Genomic DNA, 20,640 nt, shown 5'->3' with positions numbered 1-20,640 from the left:
CCGCGCGGGCGCTGCCGAGGGCGTGTAAACCGAATACAGTGCGCGACGGAGCCCGCGCCTCGCGGCGAGGGCAGACATCAAAAAAGGGAGACGAGACATGGATACGGCAGGAACGCTGGCCGCCCGCGTGCGCGAGCAGGTCGGCGAAACGGAATGGCAGGTGCGCAAGGATCTGGCGGCGCTCTACCGGCTGGTGGCGCTGTTCGGCTGGGATGACCTGATCTTCACCCACATCACGGCCAAGGTGCCCGGCACCGAGCATTTCCTCATCAACCCCTACGGCATGATGTTTGACGAGATCACCGCGTCCAGCCTGGTCAAGATCGACCTGGACGGGCGCAAGGTGATGGACTCGGCATACGACATCAATCCGGCGGGCTTCACCATCCACAGCTGTATCCACGCGGCCCGCAAGGACGCCATGTGCGTCCTGCACACGCATTCCATCAACGGAGTGGCGGTGTCGGCGCAGAAGGACGGCCTGCTGCCGCTGTCGCAGTTCGCCTTCATCGCGCTGCGTTCGCTGGCATATCACGACTACGAAGGCCTGGCGCTCAATCCCGAGGAACAGCCGCGCCTGGTGCGCGACCTGGGCGCCAGCCAGTACCTGATCCTGCGCAACCATGGCCTGTTGACGGTGGGACAGAGCATGGCCGAAGCGTTCCAGGCCATGCACCGGCTGGAAGCGGCCTGCATGGTGCAGGTGCGGGCGCAGGCCGGGGGCGGCGAACTGACCTTCATCCCGCCCGAGGTGCTGGCGCGCGCCGCGGTGGAATCCCCGGCAGACCGCGCCCACAAGGCCGCGCTGGCCTGGCCGGGCCTGCTGCGCCGGCTGGACCGGCGCAATCCGGGCTACGCCGACTGACGACCCCAGCGGTCCGCCGCGTCCCGCCGGTGCGGCGGAGCGGGCGCGGCCAGGGTGGCCAAGACCCGCGCCTTATTTCTTCCCGGGCTGCGGTTCCAGGAACTCGGCGCAGTCCGGCACCGGCGTGGCCGGCTGGTAGACCGAGCCGTCTTCCTTCCACTTGTAGGTCACCGTGTAGCTGCACTGCTTGTCGGCCTGCGGTTGCAGTTGCGCGGCCGTCGGCGCGGGCCGCTTGCTCGAATCGGCGTAGCGGCTGGCGTCGGCCGGACTGCGCGTGGCCTGCGTGGTGACCTGCAGGTCCGGGTACGGCTGCTGGCTGGGCAGGGCCTTCACCGTGGCGTCATAGCGGTAATAGTCCATGCAGTTGCCTTCGCGGCGTTTCTCGTCGGCCTCGTTGGCGCAGGCGCGGATGCCGGCCTTGGCGGAGTAGGGCAGCAGGTGCGCCAGGGCCGAGGACTTGTCGCCCAGGTCGACCATGAACAGGTACAGGTCGCGGCGCGAGAAGCTGCCGCCGGGGAACTGGATCTCTTCCTTGTAGTCCGGCTCGTTGGGGCCGATCACGCCGACCAGCGCGCGTTCCTCGCTCAGGCGGATGAGGTGCGGCCAGACCGTGAAGCGCGTGAAGTTCGGGATGTCGGGCAGGTCCCAGAAGCGGTAGTCGGCGCGCAGGGTGCGGCTGGTGGCGAACGGGCCGTTATCCTCGAAGCCGCCGTCGACCTTGATCCCCACGCACCAGTCGGCCTGCTTGTTGCAGTAAAGCTGGTTCTGCGGGTTGAGCGTCAGGGGCTCGACATCGGGCTGCACCGCGGACGCGGCGGCGGGCAGGACGGCGCAGAGCAGCGCCGCAAGGGCTTTGTTCATCGTGGTTCCTAATGGGTCGGGAAAAGCGGTCGGGAAAAGCGCCGGCGCATTGTGGCCCGATTCCTCCGGCAAAGCGTCACCAATTGTATAAGGTGGTGCGAAAGTTCCGCGTCGGGCAGCGCGTCAGCGCGGCCCCTGCGCGCGGTGCCGCAGGATCAGGTCGTGCAAGGCCTGGGCGGCCGGCGACAGGTGCGCGCCCTTGCGGCTGATGAGCGAAAAGGTGCGTCTCACCACCGGCGTGTGCAGCGACACCACGCGCAGCCCCGGATACGAACCGGCCTGCCAGGCCAGCCGCGGCGCCACGGCGATGCCGGCGCCGGCCGCCACCAGCCCGACGGCGGTCGAGCTGCGTTGCACTTCATAGAAGGCCGTCAGCCGCGGCGCCAGCTCGGCCAGCGCGTGATCGAGCAGCGGCCGGTTGTTGCTGCTGGCGCCGGGAAAGATCAGCCGATGACCCTCCAGTTTTTCCCAGGGCAGCGTGCGGCGTCGCGCCAGCGGATGGTCCTCGCGGCAGATCAGCACGAAGTCGTCCTGCAGCAGCGGGATGCTCCGCAGGGTGGGGGCGTGGGTCTCGGCGATGTTGATGCCGAACTCGGCCTCGCGCGTGAGCACCGCCTGCGCCACGGCGCCGGAAGAGTGGTCCAGCACCTTGACGCGGTTCTGCGGATGCTCGGCGCTGTAGCGCTGCAGGATGTGCGGCAGGTAGTGCACGCCGATGGTCGGCACACACGCCAGCGTCACGTCGCCGCGCTGGGCCTTGCCGGTTTCCCGGATCTCGGTAAGCGCCGCGGCCAGGTCGGCCAGCAGGCGCCGCGCCTGCGGCAGGAAGCTGTCGCCCGGCGGCGTCAGCGCCACCGAGCGGGTGGTGCGCTCCACCAGCCGCACGCCCAGGAACGATTCCAGGTTCTGCAGCCGGCGGCTCAGCGCGGTCTGGGTGATGCTGAGCTCGCCGGCGGCGCGGCGAAAGCTCTTGTGATCCGCGATCACCACGAAGGCCTGCACGCCGAGCACATCGATTTTCATGAGAAAAACGCATCAATTGACTAATTAATATCATTTTACGGTCGGCAAGGCGGCGCTCACAATGCCCGCATCCTGGCAGGAGACAGACCATGAACCTCACGATTCTGGACGATTATTTCGACACGCTGCGGGGCTTGCCCTGTTTCCGCAAACTCGATGGCCATGCCGTCACGGTCTGGAACGACCATGTGCAGGACGTGGACGCGCTGGCCGAGCGCCTGCGCGACACCGAGGCGCTGGTGCTGATCCGCGAACGCACCCAGATCCGCGCGCCGCTCATCGCGCGCCTGCCCAAGCTGCGGCTGATCAGCCAGCGCAGCGTCTATCCGCACATCGACGTCGACGCCTGCACCGCGCACGGCGTCATCCTGTCTTCCAACCAGCATGCCGGCACGCCGTCGTACGCCGCCGCCGAACTGACCTGGGGCCTGGTGCTGGCCGGCATGCGGCGGATCCCGCAGCAAGTTGAGGCGCTCAAGAACGGCGTCTGGCAGACCGGCATGGGCCGTACCCTGCGCGGCCGCACTCTCGGTATCTACGGTTATGGCCGGATCGGCGCCGAAGTGGCGCGCTATGGCGCGGCGTTCGGCATGCGGGTGCTGGTGTGGGCGCGCGAGGCGTCACGCCAACGGGCGCGCGACGACGGCTGGGATGTGGCGCCGGACAAGCAGGCGTTCTTCGAGGCCTGCGACGTGCTCTCGCTGCACATGCGGCTGGTGCCGGATACGCGCGGCATCGTCACGGCGGCCGATCTGGCGCGCATGAAGCCATCGGCGCTGTTGGTGAATACCAGCCGCGCCGGCCTGATCGAGCCGGGCGCGCTGGTGCAGGCGCTGCGCGCGGGCCGCCCCGGCATGGCGGCGGTGGACGTGTTCGAAACCGAACCGCTGCGCGATCCGAAGGACCCGCTGCTGCAACTGCCCAACGCGATCTGCACGCCGCATATCGGCTACGTCACCGAGGACGAGTACGAAACCCAATTCTCGGACGTGTTCGATCAGATCGTGTCCTATGCCGCCGGCAAGCCGATCCACGTGATCAATCCCGCGGTCCTGGCCTGACGCCCGGTTGGTCGCCGGGGCGACACCCCGCCGCGCCTTCACGCGCGCCGCAGGCGACCCGTCAGGACGATGGCCGCGGCGGGTGCGATGGCGAACACGCCGAACAGCGCCAGCGCGGCGCTTTTTGCCCCTTCGACGCCGCCGGGTTGCGTGAGGCCGCCGGCATTGGCGACCACCCCGGCCAGCGCCGCGGTCAGGGCGGTGGCATACAACTGCACCGTGGTGATCGACGACGACGCCAGCGTCTCCTCGCCCGGCGCGGCGGCCGAGAACACCCGGGTCAGCAGGTGCGGCCAGCCCAGGCCGATGCCGAATCCCACCGCCGTCAGCATCACGCCATGCAGGACAGGTCCCAGCGGCGCGGGATGCCAGGTGACGACCGGCATGGTGACCGCCAGTCCGGCCAGCGCGGCCAGCACGACGATGGGACTGGCCCGGATCAGGCGCCAGGCGCGGGCCGGCTCGCGGCCGGCGCTGTAGATCGAGGCCAGTGTCCAGCCGCCCGCCATCAGCGCGGTCATGTAGCCCGCGGCCAGCGGCGTCATCGCGTGCGTCACCTGGAGGAAGTACGGCACGAAAATCTCGGTGGTCAGGGCCGCCACCAGCAGGCTCATGATGGCGTAGAGCAGGCCCAGCTGGGTGCCGAGCGTATAGGCGCCGGTGGGCAGCAGCTTGGCGCGGGCGCGGGTATCGATGCGCGCGATGGCGGCGGCGATGGCGATGCCCGTGGCGATGCCGGCGGCGTTCCAGGCCAGGCTTTGCGACAGGCTGGCCGCCGAGATGGCCAGCACCGACAGCACCAGCAGCGTGATGGTCAGCCACGGCACCGGTCCCGACGCCGATTCGCCGTGGGTCTTGCCGCGGAACTGGCTGGCGACGATCAGGGCCAGCAACAATGCCACCGGCACCAGCACCCAGAACGCCGGCCGCCACTGGCCGTTTTGCGCGAACACGCCGCCGATCGCCGGGCCGCCCAATGTGGCCACGCCCCACATGCCGGACACCAGCGCCATGGCCCGCGGCCACAGCCGCGCGTCGAAGATGACGCGGATCAAGGCATAGCTCAGCGCGAACAGCACGCCGCCGCCCAGACCCTGCACCGTGCGGCCCAGCAACAGCGCGGGCATCGACGGCGCCAGGGCGCAGGCGATTGCGCCCGCCGAGAACACCGCCAGCGCCAGCAGGTACGCCAGGCGCGGACCGAGGCGGTCGATGAGCTTGGCCGACAGCGCCGAGCCGACGATGGAGGCGGCCACGAACAGCGTAGTGTTCCAGGCGTAATAGGTCAGCCCGCCGATCTCGCGAATGATGGTCGGCAGGATGGTGGTGACGACGTAGATATTGATCGCGTGCAGCGCGACGCCGCCCGCCAGCGCGATCGAGCGCAGGGCGTTCCTGCCGCGCAGCAGGTCGGCCCAGGAGACGGGGGGAAGGGTCCCGCCGGGCGTGGTAAGGCTGGATGGCATCGCGATTCCTTTTTTTGTAAATTATCAATCCAACAAGTGATGGAATGATAGGAAGATGCTAAGGTCGCGTCAATGAAGACCTTGCCGCCCGCCCCGCCATTGACCGACGTCGCCGCCGATTCCCTCGATGATCTGGCCGACGCCGCCAAGACTCTCGGCCACCCGCATCGGCTCGCGTTGCTGCAGGCGGTGCTGCAACGCGAAAGCACGGTGGAGCAGCTGGCGCTGGGCGTCGGCCTGTCGATCACCAATGCCTCGCAACACCTGCAGCAGCTCAAGCGCGCCGGCTTCATCCAGTCGCGCCGCGACGGCAAGCACGTGCTGTATCGCGGCGGCGCGGGCCCGGTGTCCGAAGTGCTGTCCGCGCTGCAGGACTACCTGTCACACCAGCGCCAGGAAATGCGGCGCGTGGCCGCCGACAGCGTCAATCACCCCGAGCAGCTCGAGGCGGTCTCGATAGAACAATTGGTCGCCAAGCTTGATGACGGCGCGCTGTTGCTGGACGTCCGGTCACCCGCGGACTATGCCGCCGGCCACATTCCGGGCGCGGTCAACATCCCGACCGAAGAACTGGAGTCGCACCTGGCGCAGCTGCCGCGCGACCAGCAGATCGTGGCATATTGCGGCGGCCGATACTGCGTGCTGTCGATGCGCGCGGTGGCCTTGCTGCGCAAGCGCGGCTTCCAGGCGCAGCGCCTGGGCGACGGCTTTCCCGCCTGGAAGGCGGCCGGCCTGCGCGTCAAGGCGGCGCGCCATTGATCCCAATTCCTTTTTTCCGGCAGCACCATGATCACCTTGAGAACCTCCACCCCCGCGGACGGCGCGCGCATCGTCGACATCTGGCGCCGCGCCGTGGATGCCACCCATGACTTCCTGTCGCCGCGGGACCGCCGCGACATCGAGGCCGAGGTCGTGGCCTTCCTGCCCGCCGCCACGCTCGACCTGGCGGTGGACGCGGACGATCGCGCGCTGGCCTTCATGCTGCTCGACGGCAGCCACATGGAAGCGCTGTTCGTCGACCCCGACGCGCGCGGCGCGGGCGTCGGGCGCGCCCTGGTCGAGGATGCGCTGCGGCGCCATCCCGGCCTGAGCACCGACGTCAACGAGCAGAACGCGCAGGCGATCGGTTTCTATGAACGGCTGGGGTTCGAGCGCACCGGGCGGTCCGAGCGCGACGGCCAGGGACGGGCGTATCCGCTGATCCATCTGCGTCATCGCGGCGACGCGCCGGCATGAGCCCGGTCTTCAAGTCCGAGCGCCACGCCGAAGCCGTGCGCCAGGCCTATGCCGCCGCGCTGGCCCATTGGCCTGCCGATGTGCGGCGAGTGACGGTGCCGACGCCGGCCGGCGACACCCATGTGCTGGTGTGCGGCCGCGAGGACGCCCCGCCCCTGGTGCTGCTGCATGGCGCGCAGAGCACGGCCGCCAGTTGGCAGCGGCAGGCCGCGGCCTGGGCGCCGCATTTCCGCATTTACGCGATCGACCTGATCGGCGAGGCCGGCCCGAGCGCGCCGGCGCGGCTGCCGCTGGCGAGCGATGCGCACGCGACCTGGCTGGAGGCCGTGCTCGATGGACTGGGCGTGGCGCGCGCGGCGTGCTTCGGCATCTCGCTGGGCGCGTGGCTGGCGCTGGACTTCGCCGTGCGGCGGCCGGCGCGGGTCGAGCGGCTGGTGCTGTTGTGTCCGTCCGGCATCGGCCGCCAGAAGCACATCCTGCCGTGGGTCCTGCCATTGTTGCTGCTGGGGCCCGCCGGCCGCGCGCTGGTGCGCTGCCGCATCATCGGGCCGCTGCCGGCCGATCCGGCGCCTGCCGATCGGGCTCAGTTTGCGTTGATGCACGCCATCAATCGCGGTTTCCGCTCGCGCTTCGGCGCCATTCCGGTCTTCGGCGACGAGGCGCTGCGCCAGTTGTCGCAGCCGCTGTTCGTGGCGGTGGGCGGGCGCGACGTGATGCTCGATTCGCAAGATACCTGCGAACGGTTGCGCCGCCTGGCGCCGAGCGCACAGGTGACGCTGTTGCCGAGTGAGCGGCATTTCATCCGGGGACAGGACGACGCGGTGCTGGCATTCCTGCGGGCGGCCTAGGGCCTGTTCACACGATAAGGAGCCTCGCACAGGCCGGCAATCGGGCGCCAGGCGCGGTCGTGCCGCAACGGGGGCGAGATTGCGCCGTCAGCGTGGCGCGCCCGGCGTCTCGGCCCGCAGCGGCGGCGGCTCGAAGGCCCGCACCGGCGGCGCGTCGCCGTGCCAGCGTTCCACCTGCACCAAGGCCGACAGCGCGCTCGGGCCCTGCGCCAGCCGCGACGTGCCCACGTCCACCGTCAGCACGTTGGGATTGCCGTGGCGTTCGAGCGAGCCGTCCTGCGGGTCGAACCAGGCGCCGGTGGGCATCACCACCACGCCGCGCAGCAGGTCGGCGCTGAGCTGCGCGCCGCCGAGGCAGGCGCCGCGGTCATTGAAGATGCGCACCACATCGCCCTGCGCGATGCCGCGTTCGGCGGCGTCGTCGGGATGCAGCAGCACCGCCTCGCGGCCGGCGACCTTGTGGGCGCGGGTGGCCGGCGCCGGGTCCAGTTGCGAGTGCAGCCGGTCGGCGGGCTGGCAAGTGACCAGGTGCAGCGGCCAGCGCGCCGCGCGTTCGGCGCCCAGCCATTCCACCGGCGGCAGCCAGGCTGGATGCGGCGGGCAGTCGTCATAGCCGAACTCGGCGATCGCCGCGCTGTGCAGTTCGAGACGGCCGGAGCGGGTCTTGAGTGGATGCGCGGCGGGATCCTCGCGGAACTGCTCGAACAGCACGAAGTCGCGCGGGGGCGGCGGCAGCGCCACGTGGCCGCGCTCCCAGAATTCATCGAAGGCCGGCAGCGTCAGTTGCGCGGCTTCCCAGGCCGGCCGCATCTGTTCGTAGATGTGGCGGATCCAGGCCATCTCGTCGCGGCCTTCGGTGAAGGCCTGCTCGAAGCCGCCGCGCGCGGCCAGTTCCCGGTAGATGTCGAAGTCGTTGCGGCTGTGGCCCACCGGCGCCAGCGCCTGCCGCATCGCCAGCAGGTAGCGGTCGCGCGAGGAGCCGCCGATGTCGTTGCGTTCGAGCGTGGTGGTGGCGGGCAGCACGATGTCGGCGCGCCGCGCCGTCGGCGTCCACCAGGGTTCGTGCACGATGATGGTCTCGGGCCGCGTCCAGGCCCGCGCCAGGCGGTTCAGGTCCTGGTGGTGGTGGAACGGGTTGCCGCCGGCCCAGTAGACCAGGCGGATGTCGGGATAGACGCCGGTCCTGCCGTTGAACGCATACGATTCACCCGGTTGCAACAGCATGTCGGTCAGGCGCGCCACCGGAATCGAGGCGCCGGCCGGATTGCGCCCCGCGCGCATCTCCGGCGCGGGCAGGTCGGGGCGCGGATTGCCGGCGCCGTTCATCGAGCCGTGGCCGAAGGCGAAACCGCCGCCGGGCAGGCCGATCTGGCCCAACAGGGCGGCCAGCGCCACGCTGCCCCAATAGGGTTGTTCGCCGCGATGGCCGCGCTGCAGCGACCATGAGCAGGACAGCAGCGTGCGGGTGCCGGCCGCTTCCAGCGCCAGCGCGCGGATGGTGGCGGCGGGCACGCCGCAGATGCGTTCGGCCCATTGCGCGCTCTTGGGCTGGCCGTCGGCGCGGCCCAGCAGGTAGTCCGCATACTGCTCGAAGCCGTTGCAGCAGCGCGCCAGGAATTCGCGATCGTGGCGATCCTCGGCCAGCAGCGTGTGCGCCATGCCCAGCATCATCGCCGCGTCGGTGTTCGGCCGTATCGGGATCCATTCGGCCGCCAGCGCCTCGGGCGCGTCGGCGCGCGTGGGGCTGACCACCACCGCGCGCATGCCGGCTTGCCGTGCCCGCGCCAGCCAGCCGGGCGCGCTGTGGTCGCCCGCGCCACCCGAGGCGATCTGCGTGTTGCGCAGCGGGATGCCGCCGAACGCGATCAGCAGCCGCGTGTGCCCGACCACGCTGTTCCAGTCGGTGATGCGGCCGGTCACGGGCGCGTAGGTGCCGATGATGTGCGGCAGCAGGAACTGCGCCGCGCCCCAGCTGTAGTTGCCCGACTGGTCGACGCAGCCGCCGCCGGCGTACAGGAAGCGGTGCGTCAGCGTGCGCGCATGGTGCAGGCGGCCGGCCGACGACCAGCCGTACGAGCCGCCGAAGATGGCGGTGGGGCCATGCTGCGCGCGCACCCGTTGCAGTTCGTCGTGCACCAGCGCCAGGGCGGTGTCCCAATCGACCTCCACATAGCCGTCCACGCCGCGCAATTCGGGCGCGCCGCGGTGCCTGAGCCAGCTGGCGCGCACGGCGGGGCGGGCGATGCGCAGCGACGAATGCACCATGTCGGGCATCGCGTGGATAAGCGGGGACGGGGCCTGGTCGTGCGCGAACGGCTCGCAGCCCACGACGCGGCCGTCGCGCACCAGCGCGGTATAGGCGCCCCAATGGGACAGGGACGGATAACGGGAGATCGCTTCGGTCATGCGGGCGCCGCCGTGAAAAGCGTATTGTTATGGAAATCCTCATAACTTAATCGCATTGCCTTAGAAAATCTTTGTCTTTCGGGCGTCCTGAAAGTGTGGAAAATAGAAAAATTTTCGGGGCCGCTCTTCCTATACTGCATAAGCAGCAAGGGGAATGGTCAGGTGCAGGCGCCAACCACCGCGCGCCAGCCTGGCTTTTTTGATTGAGCAGTCCATCCGCATGTGGAGCAGGTCATGAGCAAAATGAAAATCCAGGGGTCCTTCGTCGCCATCGTCACGCCGTTCAATCGCGACGGCAGCGTCGATTTCAGCGCCTTCCGCAGCCTGTTGAAGTTCCAGGAAGACAACGGCACCGCCGCCGTGCTGATCATGGGCTCCACCGGTGAAGTCTCGCTGCTGTCGCCCGAAGAGCGGCGCCAGGTGATCGTCGAGACGGCCAAGATGAAGACCGGCAGGATGAAGCTGTTCTACGGCTGCACCGGCAACAACACCGACACCACCATCGACTACCTGAAGTTCGCGCGCGCCAACGGCGCCGACGGCGCGATCCTGGCCGCGCCGGCCTACATCTGCGCCTCCGAAGCCGACACCGAAGCCTATTTCCTCGAAGTGGCCGACGCCACCGACCTGCCGCTGGGCATCTACAACAACCCGCCGCGGGTCAAGAGCGACCTGCACTGGGACCAGCTGCTGCGCATCTTCAAGCACCCGAACTACGTGGTGCACAAGGAATCGACCACGCGCGTGGGCCAGGTGGCGCAGGTGCTGCGCGGCCGTCCCGACGTGTCGGTGATGTGCTGCGACTCGCCCAACCTGGGGCTGGTGGTGCCCACCATGAGCCTGGGCGGCCACGGCACCGCCAACATGACCGGCAACATCGCGCCGGCCGAGATGGCCGAGATTTCGCGTCCCTGGGACACGCCGGACGTGTCGGTCAGCTTCCGCGAAGGCTACCTGGGCCTGCTGCCGATGCTGCATTACTCGTACTCCGCCATCAACCCGGTGGCGATCAAGTCGCTGATGAAGGCGGTGGGCCTGCCGGTCGGCGACCTGCGCCGTCCGCTGCGCGGCCTGGAGGGCGACGCCCTGGCCAAGGGCCTGCGCATCGTGCGCGAGTTGGGGCTGGATACCAAGTACGGCTTCAGCTCCGCGCAGCTCAAGGCGGCGTGATTCCCCTGTTCCGGCGGCGATAGCCGCCGGATTCATTTTTGACGACCCACGACACGGCGGCCGCGAGCGTCGCGGCCGGTGCGCGGGCGGCCCCTGCGCGCCCGAAACGGATGCGTCATCGCCAAGAGAGACCCCACCATGTTCCATTGCCCGTCCCGCCCCGCGCCGCTCAAGCGGCTTTTCAGCGCCGCCCTGCTGGCGTTGGGCCTCACCACCACCGCCGCCGCGCTGGCCGCCGACAGCTATCCGCAGCGCCCCATCACGCTGGTGGTGCCGCATCCGCCGGGCGGTTCCGTCGACGGCGTGGCGCGCCTGTACGCCGAGCAACTGGGCAAGGAACTGGGCCAGTCGGTGGTGGTGGAAAACCGCGCCGGTGCCTCGGGCATGATCGGCGCCGCCTATGTGGCGCGCGCGGCGCCCGATGGCTACACGCTGTACCTGAATGCCTCGATCCACGCGATCAATCCGCTGCTGTACAAAAAGACCATCAAGTTCGATTCGGTCAAGGATTTCACGCCCATCAGCGAACTGGCGCAGGGCGCGCTGATCTTCAGCGTCAACCCCAAGGTGCCGGCCGACAACGTGCAGGACCTGGTCAAGCTGCTCAAGGCCGAGCCGCAGAAGTATTCCTTCGCCACCACCGGTTTCGGCTCGGCCGGCCACCTTGCCGCGGCCTCGTTCCTGCATGAAAACGGCCTGGAGCAGATTCCCATCGTGCTGTATCGCGGCGGCGGCCCGGCGCTGTCGGACCTGGTCGGCGGCCAGGTGCAGGGGCTGATCGACCCGATGCTGTCGTCGCTGCCGATGGTGCGCGCCGGCAAGCTCAAGGCGGTGGCGCTGACCGGCGCCGACCGCAGCCCCCTGCTGCCTGACCTTGCCACCATGAAGGAGCAGGGCCAGAAGAACTTCGAGTTCTATTCCTGGTACGGCGTGTGGGGGCCGGCCAACCTGCCCGAACCGGTGCTGCGCAAGCTGGAGGCGGTGTCGGCCAAGGTGATGGCCAGCCCGAAGATCGTCGAACAACTGAACGGGCTGGGCTTCGAGCCATCGGTGAAAAACTCGGCGGCCTTCGCCAGGTTCATCGATGCCGAGATGAAGCGCTACCAGGTCATCATCGACCAGGCCAACATCCACATCACGGAATGACCGGGGCCATGCCGCCCCGATACTGCGACGGGCTGAGGCCGTAGCGGCGTTGGAACGCCTTGGCCAGCTGCGTTTCCGAGCGAAACCCGGCAGCCCGCGCCAGGGGCTTGAGCGGCTGGCCCGCGTCCAGCCCCGCGCGCACCGCTTCGAGCCGTAGCGCCTCGAGAAAAGCCCGTGGCGTATAGCCGGTGTCGCGCGTGAAGCCGCGATGGAAGGTGCGTGGCGCCTGGCCGGCCAGTGATGCCATGCGTTCGACATCGATGGCTTCGGCCAGATGGTCGCGCAGCCAATCGACCAGTTCGCCGTAGGCGCCGGCCTGCCCCTCGAGGATCGTCGAGTATTGCGCCTGGTTGCCGCTGCGCCGCAGCGCCAGGTTCAGCTGTCTTGCCACCCGCGCCGCCAGCCAGCGGCCCGCGTCCTGTTCGACCATGGCCAGGCACATGTCGATGCCGGCAGTGACGCCGCCCGAGGTCCAGAATCGGTCGTCCTGAACATAGAGCGCCTCCGGCTCCACCTGCAAGCCATCGAAGTGGCGCGCCAGCAATTGTGCCGAAGCCCAATGCGTTGCCACGCGCCGGCCGCCCAGCATGCCCCAATGGGCCAGCAGGAAGGCGCCGGTGCACACCGAAGCCAGGCGCCGCGTCCGCGTGCCGGCCTGGCCAACCCACGCGCGCAAGGTTTCGTCGGCGCCGGCCTGCATCAGCCCTTCGCGCTCGCCGCCGGCGATGATCAGTGTGTCGACCGTGGCCGGGTCGATGCCAGCCACTGCCTCGGTCTGCAGCGTCAGGCCGTTGGACAGCGTGACCGGTCCACCCCGGGCCGACAGGAGGGCGACGCGATACCGTGCGTCCAGGCCCAGCGCGCTGGCCATGGAGAAGACGTCGGCGGGGCCGGCCACGTCCAGGTGCTGCACCGTGGGATAGACGACGATGGCGACCAGGCGGGGCCTGCCGGCGGCGGAGTGTCGCGGCATGGGGAAGGCTAAGTGGCAATGCCGGCATCTTAACGCGGCCGGATGGCAGAAAACGACTGAATTCTGTCATTGCTGCCGAGCGCGCGCTATCGCTAGGCTGTCGGAATTGGGGCATGGCCTCGTTGCGGAAAAGGGTGGTTCATGGCGGTCGGATGGGGGCGAGCGGGCCTGGTATGCGTGTTGACGACCGTGGCCGTCGCCGCGGCCTGGTCGGTGTGGCGCGATCCTGGCGGGGTGCCCGCGCCGCCATCACCGCGCGGGCAGGCCGGGCCATTGACCGCTGCGCGGCCTGCCGCGGCTGGCCGCCTGCCGCGTGTCGTGGTGATCGGCCATAACGCCAACACCGAGCTGACCGACTTCGTGGTGCCCTACGCGGTGCTCAAGCGCTCGGGCGCCGCCGAGGTCTGGGCGCTGGGCCTGGATCCCGGACCGATACGGTTCTTTCCCGCCTTGCGGGCACAGCCGGATGCCGACATCGCCGCGTTCGACGCGCATTACCCGGACGGCGCCGACTACGTGATCGTGCCGGCCGTGCACGAAGACGCGGATCCGCGGCTGTCGGCCTGGGTGCGCGCGCAGGCCGGCAAGGGCGCCGTCGTCATCGGCATTTGCGACGGGGTGTGGGTACTGGCGCGGGCCGGCTTGCTGGACGGCCGTCAGGCGGTTTCGCATTGGTATTCGCGCTCGACGCTGGCGCGCGACTTTCCGGCGGTGCGCTGGCGCCAGGATCGCCGCTACATCGCGGACGGCGGGGTGGTGACCACCACGGGCGTCAGTGCTTCGATTCCCGTGTCGTTGGCGCTGGTCGAGACCCTGGCCGGCCGGCCGCGCGCGCAAACGGTGGCGCTCGAACTGGGCCAGGCGCACTGGGACGATGCCCATCCGGGCCAGGACTTTCAGCTCGGGCCGCGCCATATCTACACCGCGACGCGCAATGCAACGGCCTTCTGGCGGCACGAGACGCTGCAGGCGCGGCTGACAGCGGGTACGGACGATCTGCGGCTGGCCCTGACTGCCGATGCCTATGCCCGCAGCTACAGGACCTCGGTGGTCGGGGTGGCCTCCGAGCCGGGCCCCGTGAGGCTGGCCAGCGGCCTGGCCTATCTGCCCGACCAGGTGTCGTCAGCGGACATGCCGTCGCTGCCCATGGACAACACGCTGGCGCCGACTCCCACGCCGTTGCTGGACGGGATTCTGCGCGGCATGAGCGCGCGCTACGGACGCGCCACCGCCGGCTTCGTGGCGCTGCAGTTGGAATATCCCATGAGGGAACCCTGATCAGGGGCTCGCCGTCGGAGGGGGACCGCCATGCGCCGCCTACGGCATCGTCCGGGCCGACAGCGGTTGGCGCGGCTGGACCGCCGCCGCCAGCGCCACCAGCAGCAACAGGCTGGCGGCGACCACGTATGGCATCCATGGGCGCACGCCGTACAGCAACGTGCATACCAGCGGCGCCACCACCATCGCCATGCCCTGCACGGCGATCACCGAGCCGGCGGCGATGCCTTGTTCGTCGGCCGTGACGGCGTTGGCCGCCAGGGTCTGGATCGACGGGAACACCAGCCCCATGCCGGCGGCCATGATGGCATAGCACGCCACCAGGCCCCAGGCGCCGCCCAGCACCGGCACCAGCAGGAAGCCGACGCCGGACAGCAGGGCGCCGCCCGCCAGGCAGCGAGCCGCGTTCATGCGCCGCGCCTTGGCCAGTCCCACCTGCACCAGGATCAGCATGACGCCGACGGTGGTCATGGCCCATCCGGCCGTCCGTGCCGCCGGGCCGGGCTCCTGGCGCAGCGCGTCCATGGCATAGAAGCCGACGATCATCTGCGCCGTGATGACCGCGCTCATGGCCAGCAGCATGGCGGCCAGCGGCAGGCGCAGGCGCCGGTCGCTCAGCTTGAGCGGCGGCGTGACGCGCGGTTCGTGCGCGGCGTCGGACGGCAGTTTCGCGGCCAGCCATAGCGTGCCCAGCAAGGGCAGCACGGCGGCGATGTAGAGCGGCAGCGTCAGGCTGTCCTTGACCAGCAGGCCGCCGATGGCGGGCCCCAGCACCATGCCCAGGCCGTTGGCCGCGCCCAGCCTGGCCATCATGGCGCCGCGCTGCTCCGGCGCGGTGATGTCGGCGATGCGCGCGGCGCTGACGGTGGGCATGGCGGCGTAGAAGGCGCCGAGCAGGGCGCGCAGCGCCATCAGCGCCAACAGCGCCAGCCATGCCGGCGGCGGCTCGCGCAGCATCAGGTCCAGGCCGATGGCCAGCAGCAGGTAGCTGACGATGTAGCCGGCGGCGGCGCGCAGCAGCACGCGGCGGCGGCCGACGCGGTCGCTGCGGCCGCCCCAGTAGCGCGCCATCAGCATCCACAGCACGCCGGCCACGGTGACCACCAGCCCGCCATGCCATTCGGCCAGCCGCAGGCCGCGCACCACCGGGCCGATCACGGGCATGAAGGCCATGATGGCGGTCAGGCACAGGGTATTGAAGACGAACAGGGCGGCGGCCTCGTTCGGGCGGCGAACGGGGTCTGGCGTAGGTGTCATGAAAGACTGGATGAGAATGAAAATTGTTATCATCCAGGCCAGGCGGCGGCCGCGCTAGCGAATCCGCGCCGGAAATTGCGGAATTGGAACAAAATGGCCTCTCAGCCCCGTCTTGCCCCGGACCGCGGCGCGCCGCTCAGCGTGCAGGACCTGCTGCGCCTGCTGCCGCCGGACTGGCTCAGGATCCGCTCCCAGCACGAACTGCCGGGCGGCATCTCGATCGGCTGCCTGGACGGCCGGCCCGAATCGGACTGGGCCGCCAGCGGCGCGGCCGAGTCCAGCGTGGGCGTGGCGATCGTGCTGCAAGGCCAGTTCGGACTGGGCTTCGAGGGCGGCACGGCCCTGCGCATCCAGCCGGGCAGCGTCATCCTGCACGGCACGGTCGAGCCGGTGCCGGGCTGGGACGAATTCAAGGGCCGGCGCGACATCCGCGTGGTCGATATCCGTTTTTCGAACGAAGCCACGCGCGCCCTGTGGTGGCGCACCTTGCGCCAGGTGCCGTCCGCCGCGTTCGCGGCCGATGGCAGCGTGCCGGCGCGCGACGCCCAACTGGCGACGCTGCCGCTGTGGCCCGGCCTGGCGCGCGTGGCCGGCGAGATCCTGGCCTGGAGCCAGGATCGTGGCGAGGTCGCCGCGCTGTATCTGCAGGGCAAGGCCCAGGAGGCGCTGGCCCTGACCCTGGCGCACCTGGCCGGCCGCGGCGCGGCCGACCAGCCGCCGCCCGCGGACCGCAGGCGGCTGGCCGAGGCCCATCGCCGCATCCAGCACGAATACGCCGATTGCGGCAGCGTGCGCCAGCTGGCGCAGGCCGTGGGGCTGAGCGAAAAACGGTTGCAGGCAGGCTTCATGTCGCTCTACGGGCAATCGGTGCATGGCTGCCTGCTGCAAGCCAGGATGGACGCGGCCGCCGGCCTGTTGCGGCGCGGCTGCTCGGTTACCGAAACCGCATACAGCATCGGGTTTTCCAGCCTCAGCCACTTCATCAAGGCCTTCAAGGCGCATCGCGGCGCCACGCCCAAGGCCTGGCTGCGCGGCGCCGCGCAATAGGCGCGGCACGGTCGCGCCGCGCCGGCTTGGGGGGTAGCGGCAATACCGGTATCGCGGCTGGCCTTGCTGCGTGGAGCGAGGCTGGCAACAATCCCCGTTCACCGACTTCGCGCTCGACATCCCGAGGCTTTTTTCCATGACATCGTCCAGCTCCCCGGAACGCGCCGACGCCGATGCGGCCGCGTCGGCCGGGAACATCCATTGGCGGCGCAACCTGGCCGTCTGTTTCGCCGGTTCGTTCAGCACCATCGTGGCGATGACGCTGCTGCTGCCGTTCCTGCCGCTGTACGTGGAGGAACTGGGCGTGCAGGGTCACGCCGCCATCGTGCAGTGGTCGGGCGTGGCCTATGGCGCCACCTTCTTCGCCGCGGCGCTGGTCGCGCCCCTGTGGGGCCGGCTGGGCGACCGCTACGGGCGCAAGCTGATGCTGGTGCGCGCGTCGTTTGGCATGGCGATCTGTATGTCGCTGACTGGCATGGTGCAGAGCGTGTGGCAGCTGGTGCTGCTGCGGCTGCTGGTGGGCCTGGCCGGCGGCTACGCGTCGGGTTCGACCATCCTGGTGGCGATGCAGGCGCCCAAGGCGCGCTCGGGCTGGGCGCTGGGCGTGCTGTCGGCGGGCATCATGGCGGGCAACCTGGTGGGCCCGCTGATCGGCGGCGGGCTGCCGCCATTGATCGGCATCCGCGCCACCTTCCTTCTGGCCGGCGGCGTGATCTTCCTGGCCTTCCTGGCGACGGTGTTCCTGATCAAGGAGATGCCGCGCCCGGCCAAGCCCGCCAGGCAGGAAGGCAAGCGGCGCGGCGGCTGGGCCCAGATTCCCGACAAGCGGCCGGTGGCCGCGATGCTGGCGACGGGCATGCTGCTGATGTTCGCCACCATGTCGATCGAACCGATCATCACGGTGTACGTGGGCCAGCTGGTGGACGACCCGGCCCGCGTCACGCTGGTGTCGGGCGTGGTGATGTCGGCGGCGGCGCTGGGCGCCATCCTGTCGGCGTCGCGGTTGGGCCGGTTGGCCGACCGGGTCGGCCACTGGACCGTGATCATCGGCGCGCTGGCGGTGGCGGCGTTGCTGCTGGTGCCGCAGGCCTTCGTCACCGCCGGCTGGCAGTTGGTGGCGCTGCGTTTCCTGATGGGTTTGGCGCTGGGCGGGCTGCTGCCGTGCGTGACCAGCGTGATCCGCCACAATGTGCCCGACGGCGTCGGCGGCAACGTGCTCGGCATGTCGATCTCGGCGCAGTACGCGGGCCAGGTGGCGGGCCCCTTGCTCGGCGGATTCATCGGCGGGCATTTCGGCATGCCGGCCGTGTTCCTGGGCACGGCCGTGCTGCTGGCCATGGGGGCGCTGGCCAATGCCGTGCTGCGGGCGCGCCACCAGCGTGTCGCGGCCGGCGCGTAGCGGGGCGCGGACGCCGATGGCGCAAGCAGCCCGGGCGCGGCGGCGTCCTTGCGCGTCGGCGCATCAGAAGCCGGCCGAGCGCGCATCCATGACGTGGTCGATCAGGCCCCATTCGACCGCTTCCTCGGCGGTCATGTAGCGGTCGCGGTCCAGGCTGCGCTCGACGTCCTCGTAGCTGCGGCCGCAGTGTTCGGCATACAGGCGGATGATGCGCTGCTTGGTGCGCTGCATTTCCTCGGCGTGGATCAGCATGTCCGAGGCCTGTCCCTGGAAGCCGCCCAGCGGCTGGTGCACGTGCAGGCTGGCGTTGGCCAGCGCGGCGCGCTTGCCGGGCTCGCCCGCCATCAGCAGGAACGAACCCATCGATCGCGCCGTGCCCATGCACAGCGTGTGCACCGGCGATTTGATGAACTGCATGGTGTCGTACATGGCCAGGCCGCTGGTGATCACGCCGCCGGGCGAGTTGATGTACATGTGTATCGGCTTGCCGGGGTTCTCGGCTTCCAGGAACAGCAGCTGCGCGCACACCAGGGCCGAGACGGCGTCGTTGACTTCGCCGCTCAGGAAGATGATGCGTTCGCGCAGCAGGCGCGAGTAGATGTCGAACGAACGTTCCCCACGGCCGGACTGTTCCACCACCATCGGGACGAGCTGCATCGTTTCGCTCATGAGCGAACTCCTGTCTTGCGTGAAAAGGGAAGGGGGCGTCAGGCGGCGAGCTTGAAGCCGGACCAGGAATCGTTGGCCGCCTGCGGCGCCGGTTGCGTCAGGCGGGCGTCATCAGGGGTGTGGACGATGGTGAGGCGGGTGCCGCCATCGGCGGTGGGACTGAGCTGGAACGTCACCACGCTGGCCAGGCAGGGCGGCAGCGTCTCGCGCATGCGGTAGCGGACCTCGACGCCCGGGGTGGCGGCCAGCGGCTCGGCGTCGGCCAGCGCGCCGTCCGGCAGCCATTGCTCGCGCAGCGCCGGGATGCTGATGGCGCGCCAGACTTTCTCGGGCGGCGCGTCCAGCTCGTAATCGAGCACCAGCGCCGTGTCCTGCCGGGTGGGGTCCGCGGGGTTCATTGGTCCATTTCCTTGAGCAGTGTCTTCAGGGCGTCGACGCGCGCCGGCCAGTAGGCGCGGTACTTGGACATCCAGCCGGCGAGCAGCGCCAGACCGTCCGGATCGACCTGGTAGTTGACGAAGCGCCCCTGGCGTTCCTCGCGCACCAGACGCGCCTGGCGCAGCACCGCCAGGTGTTGCGAGACCGCGGGCTGGCTGATGTCCAGGCCCGCGCGCAGCGCGCTGGCGTTCATGGCGCCCGCGGCGAGCTTGTCGAAGATCGCGCGGCGGGTGGGGTCGGCCAGGGCCTTGAAGATGTCGTTTTCCATCATGGCAATACATTAGCAAACACTTATGTGTTGTGCAAGCCCCCGATGAACCTGCGCCCGGGCCGTCCGGTTCAGTGGATGGTGCGGGCGGCCTTGCGGGCGCGCTTGATGTCGTACATGCGGGCATCGGCCAGGCGCACGGCTTCCTCGGCCGACAGGCCGCGCGGATCCAGCGCCACCACGCCGACGCTGGCGCCCTCATACGGCAGGGTGACCTCGCCGAGCTGGTAGCGGCCGACGGTGGCGGCGGCGGCGCGATCTTCCAGCGAGCGGGCGGCTTCCTCGGCGTCGCCGCGTTGGGCCTCGTGCCCCGGCGCCGCGTCGCCGCGCGCCAGGGCCGGGCCGGGGCCGATCAGCACGAATTCGTCGCCGCCCAGCCGGCCCACCATGTCGGAGGCGCGCAGCGTCATTGCCAGGCGGCGCGCGATTTCCTGCAGGAAGACGTCGCCCTGCTGGTGGCCGTGGGTGTCGTTGATGCCCTTGAAGCCGTCCAGGTCGACCACGCCCACCAGCACGCTGCCGCCTTCGCGCAGGGCGCGGCCGCGCAGCCGGTCCAGTTCTTCGTACAGGGCGCGGCGGTTGGGCAGGCCGGTGAGCGGATCGGTCAGCGCAAATGCCAGCAGCCTGGCGTTGGCGTCGCGCAGTTGGGCGACGAGCTGCTCGCGTTCCAGGAAGCTGGCGATCACGTTGGAGAAAAGCCGCAGGATCGATTCGGCCTGTGGCGCGATCGGCCGCTGGCTGGCGCTGGCGCCGCACAGGGTGCCCAGCAGCAGGCCGTCGTCGGTGCGGATGGGCGCGCTGACGTAGGTCTGGATGCCAAGCTGGCGCGCCGCCTCGGAGTCGGGCCAGCAGGCGCCGACGTCGCTGGTGGCCATGCGGCCCTCGTCCAGCGCGCGCTTGCACAGCGTGTCCGACCATGGCACCGACAGGCCTTCCGGAATCTGTAACGTGCCGGCATTGCGCGCGTAGCGTACCTGCTGCCGGTCGGCCTGCGGGTCGATCGACGTGAGGTAGGTGGATTCCAGCCCGGTCACGGCGCCGAGCATATCCAGGATGGGGCGGGTCAACTGTTCGACCGACTTGGCGGCCTGCAGCGACGCCGACAGTTCGGCGAGTATCGGGTCCAACGAAAGCTCCCTGCGTATCACTGGCGTGACCAAACCGGTTCCAAGGCGGCCCGGGCCGTCGACGCATTCCACGCCGCGCACCGCGGTCTTGGCGTCCATTAT

Annotated in this window: 20 protein-coding genes; 10 read left to right on the top strand and 10 right to left on the bottom strand. The window is 69.8% G+C overall.

Annotation, left to right across the window (positions count from 1 at the left end):
* Nucleotides 1-97 precede the first annotated feature (97 nt).
* The gene (locus AT699_RS25905) at nucleotides 98-865 is read left to right on the top strand and encodes a class II aldolase/adducin family protein (protein WP_006386036.1); all 768 of its coding nucleotides are present in this window, start codon (nucleotides 98-100) and stop codon (nucleotides 863-865) included.
* Nucleotides 866-937: 72 nt separating this feature from the next.
* On the opposite strand, the gene AT699_RS25900 is transcribed toward AT699_RS25905, so the two are convergent.
* Entirely contained in the window at nucleotides 938-1,726 is a 789-nt protein-coding gene (locus AT699_RS25900; protein ID WP_024070326.1) for a hypothetical protein, read from the bottom strand.
* A gap of 123 nt (nucleotides 1,727-1,849) precedes the next feature.
* Nucleotides 1,850-2,749, bottom strand: coding sequence for a LysR family transcriptional regulator (locus AT699_RS25895; protein ID WP_024070325.1), 900 nt, complete (start codon nucleotides 2,747-2,749; stop codon nucleotides 1,850-1,852).
* An 89-nt stretch (nucleotides 2,750-2,838) separates the two neighbouring features.
* Between AT699_RS25895 and AT699_RS25890 the strand changes: the two genes are divergently transcribed.
* Nucleotides 2,839-3,810: a D-2-hydroxyacid dehydrogenase family protein gene (locus tag AT699_RS25890; RefSeq protein WP_024070324.1), complete on the top strand. Its 972-nt coding sequence runs from the start codon at nucleotides 2,839-2,841 to the stop codon at nucleotides 3,808-3,810.
* Nucleotides 3,811-3,848: 38 nt separating this feature from the next.
* Here the strand turns inward: AT699_RS25890 and AT699_RS25885 are convergent, their stop codons facing one another.
* A complete protein-coding gene (locus AT699_RS25885; RefSeq protein WP_006386040.1) occupies nucleotides 3,849-5,276 on the bottom strand; it encodes an MFS transporter in 1,428 nt (475 codons plus the stop codon).
* Nucleotides 5,277-5,348: 72 nt separating this feature from the next.
* On the opposite strand from AT699_RS25885, the gene AT699_RS25880 reads away from it, so the two are divergent.
* From AT699_RS25880 to AT699_RS25870, 3 genes are read left to right on the top strand one after another with little or no spacing between them, the layout of a single operon-like run.
* Complete coding sequence (locus AT699_RS25880; protein ID WP_006386041.1) at nucleotides 5,349-6,035, top strand: ArsR/SmtB family transcription factor; 687 nt, start codon at nucleotides 5,349-5,351, stop codon at nucleotides 6,033-6,035.
* 27 nt (nucleotides 6,036-6,062) lie between these two features.
* The gene (locus tag AT699_RS25875; protein WP_006386042.1) at nucleotides 6,063-6,512 is read left to right on the top strand and encodes an acetyltransferase; all 450 of its coding nucleotides are present in this window, start codon (nucleotides 6,063-6,065) and stop codon (nucleotides 6,510-6,512) included.
* The gene (locus tag AT699_RS25870; protein WP_024070323.1) at nucleotides 6,509-7,360 is read left to right on the top strand and encodes an alpha/beta fold hydrolase; all 852 of its coding nucleotides are present in this window, start codon (nucleotides 6,509-6,511) and stop codon (nucleotides 7,358-7,360) included. Before AT699_RS25875 ends, AT699_RS25870 begins: the two co-directional genes overlap by 4 nt.
* A gap of 87 nt (nucleotides 7,361-7,447) precedes the next feature.
* Here AT699_RS25870 and AT699_RS25865 read toward each other — a convergent pair whose 3' ends face one another.
* Nucleotides 7,448-9,766 (bottom strand): molybdopterin-dependent oxidoreductase, encoded by a 2,319-nt coding sequence (locus AT699_RS25865; protein ID WP_024070322.1) that lies wholly within the window; start codon nucleotides 9,764-9,766, stop codon nucleotides 7,448-7,450.
* A gap of 234 nt (nucleotides 9,767-10,000) precedes the next feature.
* On the opposite strand from AT699_RS25865, the gene AT699_RS25860 reads away from it, so the two are divergent.
* The gene (locus AT699_RS25860) at nucleotides 10,001-10,936 is read left to right on the top strand and encodes a 4-hydroxy-tetrahydrodipicolinate synthase family protein (protein WP_020926474.1); all 936 of its coding nucleotides are present in this window, start codon (nucleotides 10,001-10,003) and stop codon (nucleotides 10,934-10,936) included.
* Nucleotides 10,937-11,074: 138 nt separating this feature from the next.
* Nucleotides 11,075-12,082 carry a Bug family tripartite tricarboxylate transporter substrate binding protein gene (locus AT699_RS25855; RefSeq protein ID WP_020926476.1) on the top strand — a complete coding sequence of 336 codons (1,008 nt, stop codon included), beginning with the start codon at nucleotides 11,075-11,077 and terminating at the stop codon, nucleotides 12,080-12,082.
* Here AT699_RS25855 and AT699_RS25850 read toward each other — a convergent pair.
* Complete coding sequence (locus AT699_RS25850) at nucleotides 12,072-13,055, bottom strand: GlxA family transcriptional regulator (RefSeq protein ID WP_006386047.1); 984 nt, start codon at nucleotides 13,053-13,055, stop codon at nucleotides 12,072-12,074. The genes AT699_RS25855 and AT699_RS25850 overlap by 11 nt on opposite strands.
* Before the next feature lie 141 nt (nucleotides 13,056-13,196).
* Here AT699_RS25850 and AT699_RS25845 point away from each other — a divergent pair, with 141 nt between their 5' ends.
* Nucleotides 13,197-14,333 (top strand): DJ-1/PfpI family protein, encoded by a 1,137-nt coding sequence (locus AT699_RS25845; protein ID WP_006386048.1) that lies wholly within the window; start codon nucleotides 13,197-13,199, stop codon nucleotides 14,331-14,333.
* Nucleotides 14,334-14,372: 39 nt separating this feature from the next.
* Here AT699_RS25845 and AT699_RS25840 read toward each other — a convergent pair whose 3' ends face one another.
* Complete coding sequence (locus AT699_RS25840; RefSeq protein ID WP_070542495.1) at nucleotides 14,373-15,590, bottom strand: MFS transporter; 1,218 nt, start codon at nucleotides 15,588-15,590, stop codon at nucleotides 14,373-14,375.
* A gap of 93 nt (nucleotides 15,591-15,683) precedes the next feature.
* Between AT699_RS25840 and AT699_RS25835 the strand changes: the two genes are divergently transcribed.
* Nucleotides 15,684-16,637 carry a helix-turn-helix transcriptional regulator gene (locus AT699_RS25835; protein WP_050807720.1) on the top strand — a complete coding sequence of 318 codons (954 nt, stop codon included), beginning with the start codon at nucleotides 15,684-15,686 and terminating at the stop codon, nucleotides 16,635-16,637.
* Nucleotides 16,638-16,773: 136 nt separating this feature from the next.
* On the top strand, nucleotides 16,774-18,036 hold the full coding sequence (locus AT699_RS25830) for an MFS transporter (protein ID WP_038504371.1): 1,263 nt from the start codon (nucleotides 16,774-16,776) through the stop codon (nucleotides 18,034-18,036).
* Between the two features lie 63 nt (nucleotides 18,037-18,099).
* On the opposite strand, the gene AT699_RS25825 is transcribed toward AT699_RS25830, so the two are convergent.
* From AT699_RS25825 to AT699_RS25810, 4 genes are all read right to left on the bottom strand, one after another.
* Entirely contained in the window at nucleotides 18,100-18,705 is a 606-nt protein-coding gene (locus tag AT699_RS25825; protein ID WP_006384598.1) for an ATP-dependent Clp protease proteolytic subunit, read from the bottom strand.
* Between the two features lie 38 nt (nucleotides 18,706-18,743).
* Nucleotides 18,744-19,103 carry an SRPBCC family protein gene (locus tag AT699_RS25820; protein ID WP_006384597.1) on the bottom strand — a complete coding sequence of 120 codons (360 nt, stop codon included), beginning with the start codon at nucleotides 19,101-19,103 and terminating at the stop codon, nucleotides 18,744-18,746.
* The gene (locus AT699_RS25815; protein WP_006384596.1) at nucleotides 19,100-19,414 is read right to left on the bottom strand and encodes an ArsR/SmtB family transcription factor; all 315 of its coding nucleotides are present in this window, start codon (nucleotides 19,412-19,414) and stop codon (nucleotides 19,100-19,102) included. Before AT699_RS25815 ends, AT699_RS25820 begins: the two co-directional genes overlap by 4 nt.
* A gap of 68 nt (nucleotides 19,415-19,482) precedes the next feature.
* On the bottom strand, nucleotides 19,483-20,538 hold the full coding sequence (locus AT699_RS25810; protein ID WP_223203238.1) for a GGDEF domain-containing protein: 1,056 nt from the start codon (nucleotides 20,536-20,538) through the stop codon (nucleotides 19,483-19,485).
* Between the last annotated feature and the right edge of the window lie 102 nt (nucleotides 20,539-20,640).

The organism is Achromobacter xylosoxidans (assembly GCF_001457475.1).
GTDB lineage: Bacteria > Pseudomonadota > Gammaproteobacteria > Burkholderiales > Burkholderiaceae_B > Achromobacter > Achromobacter xylosoxidans.
Note: the sequence above shows the minus strand (reverse complement) of the source record. Positions and strands in the feature narration are given on the sequence as shown.

What these genes read in the sequence shown, in the direction of transcription:
- AT699_RS25905 (WP_006386036.1), top strand. Translation starts at nt 98, where the DNA reads ATGGATACGGCAGGAACGCTGGCCGCCCGCGTGCGCGAGCAGGTCGGC.
- AT699_RS25900 (WP_024070326.1), bottom strand. Translation starts at nt 1,726, where the DNA reads ATGAACAAAGCCCTTGCGGCGCTGCTCTGCGCCGTCCTGCCCGCCGCC.
- AT699_RS25895 (WP_024070325.1), bottom strand. Translation starts at nt 2,749, where the DNA reads ATGAAAATCGATGTGCTCGGCGTGCAGGCCTTCGTGGTGATCGCGGAT.
- AT699_RS25890 (WP_024070324.1), top strand. Translation starts at nt 2,839, where the DNA reads ATGAACCTCACGATTCTGGACGATTATTTCGACACGCTGCGGGGCTTG.
- AT699_RS25885 (WP_006386040.1), bottom strand. Translation starts at nt 5,276, where the DNA reads ATGCCATCCAGCCTTACCACGCCCGGCGGGACCCTTCCCCCCGTCTCC.
- AT699_RS25880 (WP_006386041.1), top strand. Translation starts at nt 5,349, where the DNA reads ATGAAGACCTTGCCGCCCGCCCCGCCATTGACCGACGTCGCCGCCGAT.
- AT699_RS25875 (WP_006386042.1), top strand. Translation starts at nt 6,063, where the DNA reads ATGATCACCTTGAGAACCTCCACCCCCGCGGACGGCGCGCGCATCGTC.
- AT699_RS25870 (WP_024070323.1), top strand. Translation starts at nt 6,509, where the DNA reads ATGAGCCCGGTCTTCAAGTCCGAGCGCCACGCCGAAGCCGTGCGCCAG.
- AT699_RS25865 (WP_024070322.1), bottom strand. Translation starts at nt 9,766, where the DNA reads ATGACCGAAGCGATCTCCCGTTATCCGTCCCTGTCCCATTGGGGCGCC.
- AT699_RS25860 (WP_020926474.1), top strand. Translation starts at nt 10,001, where the DNA reads ATGAGCAAAATGAAAATCCAGGGGTCCTTCGTCGCCATCGTCACGCCG.
- AT699_RS25855 (WP_020926476.1), top strand. Translation starts at nt 11,075, where the DNA reads ATGTTCCATTGCCCGTCCCGCCCCGCGCCGCTCAAGCGGCTTTTCAGC.
- AT699_RS25850 (WP_006386047.1), bottom strand. Translation starts at nt 13,055, where the DNA reads ATGCCGCGACACTCCGCCGCCGGCAGGCCCCGCCTGGTCGCCATCGTC.
- AT699_RS25845 (WP_006386048.1), top strand. Translation starts at nt 13,197, where the DNA reads ATGGCGGTCGGATGGGGGCGAGCGGGCCTGGTATGCGTGTTGACGACC.
- AT699_RS25840 (WP_070542495.1), bottom strand. Translation starts at nt 15,590, where the DNA reads ATGACACCTACGCCAGACCCCGTTCGCCGCCCGAACGAGGCCGCCGCC.
- AT699_RS25835 (WP_050807720.1), top strand. Translation starts at nt 15,684, where the DNA reads ATGGCCTCTCAGCCCCGTCTTGCCCCGGACCGCGGCGCGCCGCTCAGC.
- AT699_RS25830 (WP_038504371.1), top strand. Translation starts at nt 16,774, where the DNA reads ATGACATCGTCCAGCTCCCCGGAACGCGCCGACGCCGATGCGGCCGCG.
- AT699_RS25825 (WP_006384598.1), bottom strand. Translation starts at nt 18,705, where the DNA reads ATGAGCGAAACGATGCAGCTCGTCCCGATGGTGGTGGAACAGTCCGGC.
- AT699_RS25820 (WP_006384597.1), bottom strand. Translation starts at nt 19,103, where the DNA reads ATGAACCCCGCGGACCCCACCCGGCAGGACACGGCGCTGGTGCTCGAT.
- AT699_RS25815 (WP_006384596.1), bottom strand. Translation starts at nt 19,414, where the DNA reads ATGATGGAAAACGACATCTTCAAGGCCCTGGCCGACCCCACCCGCCGC.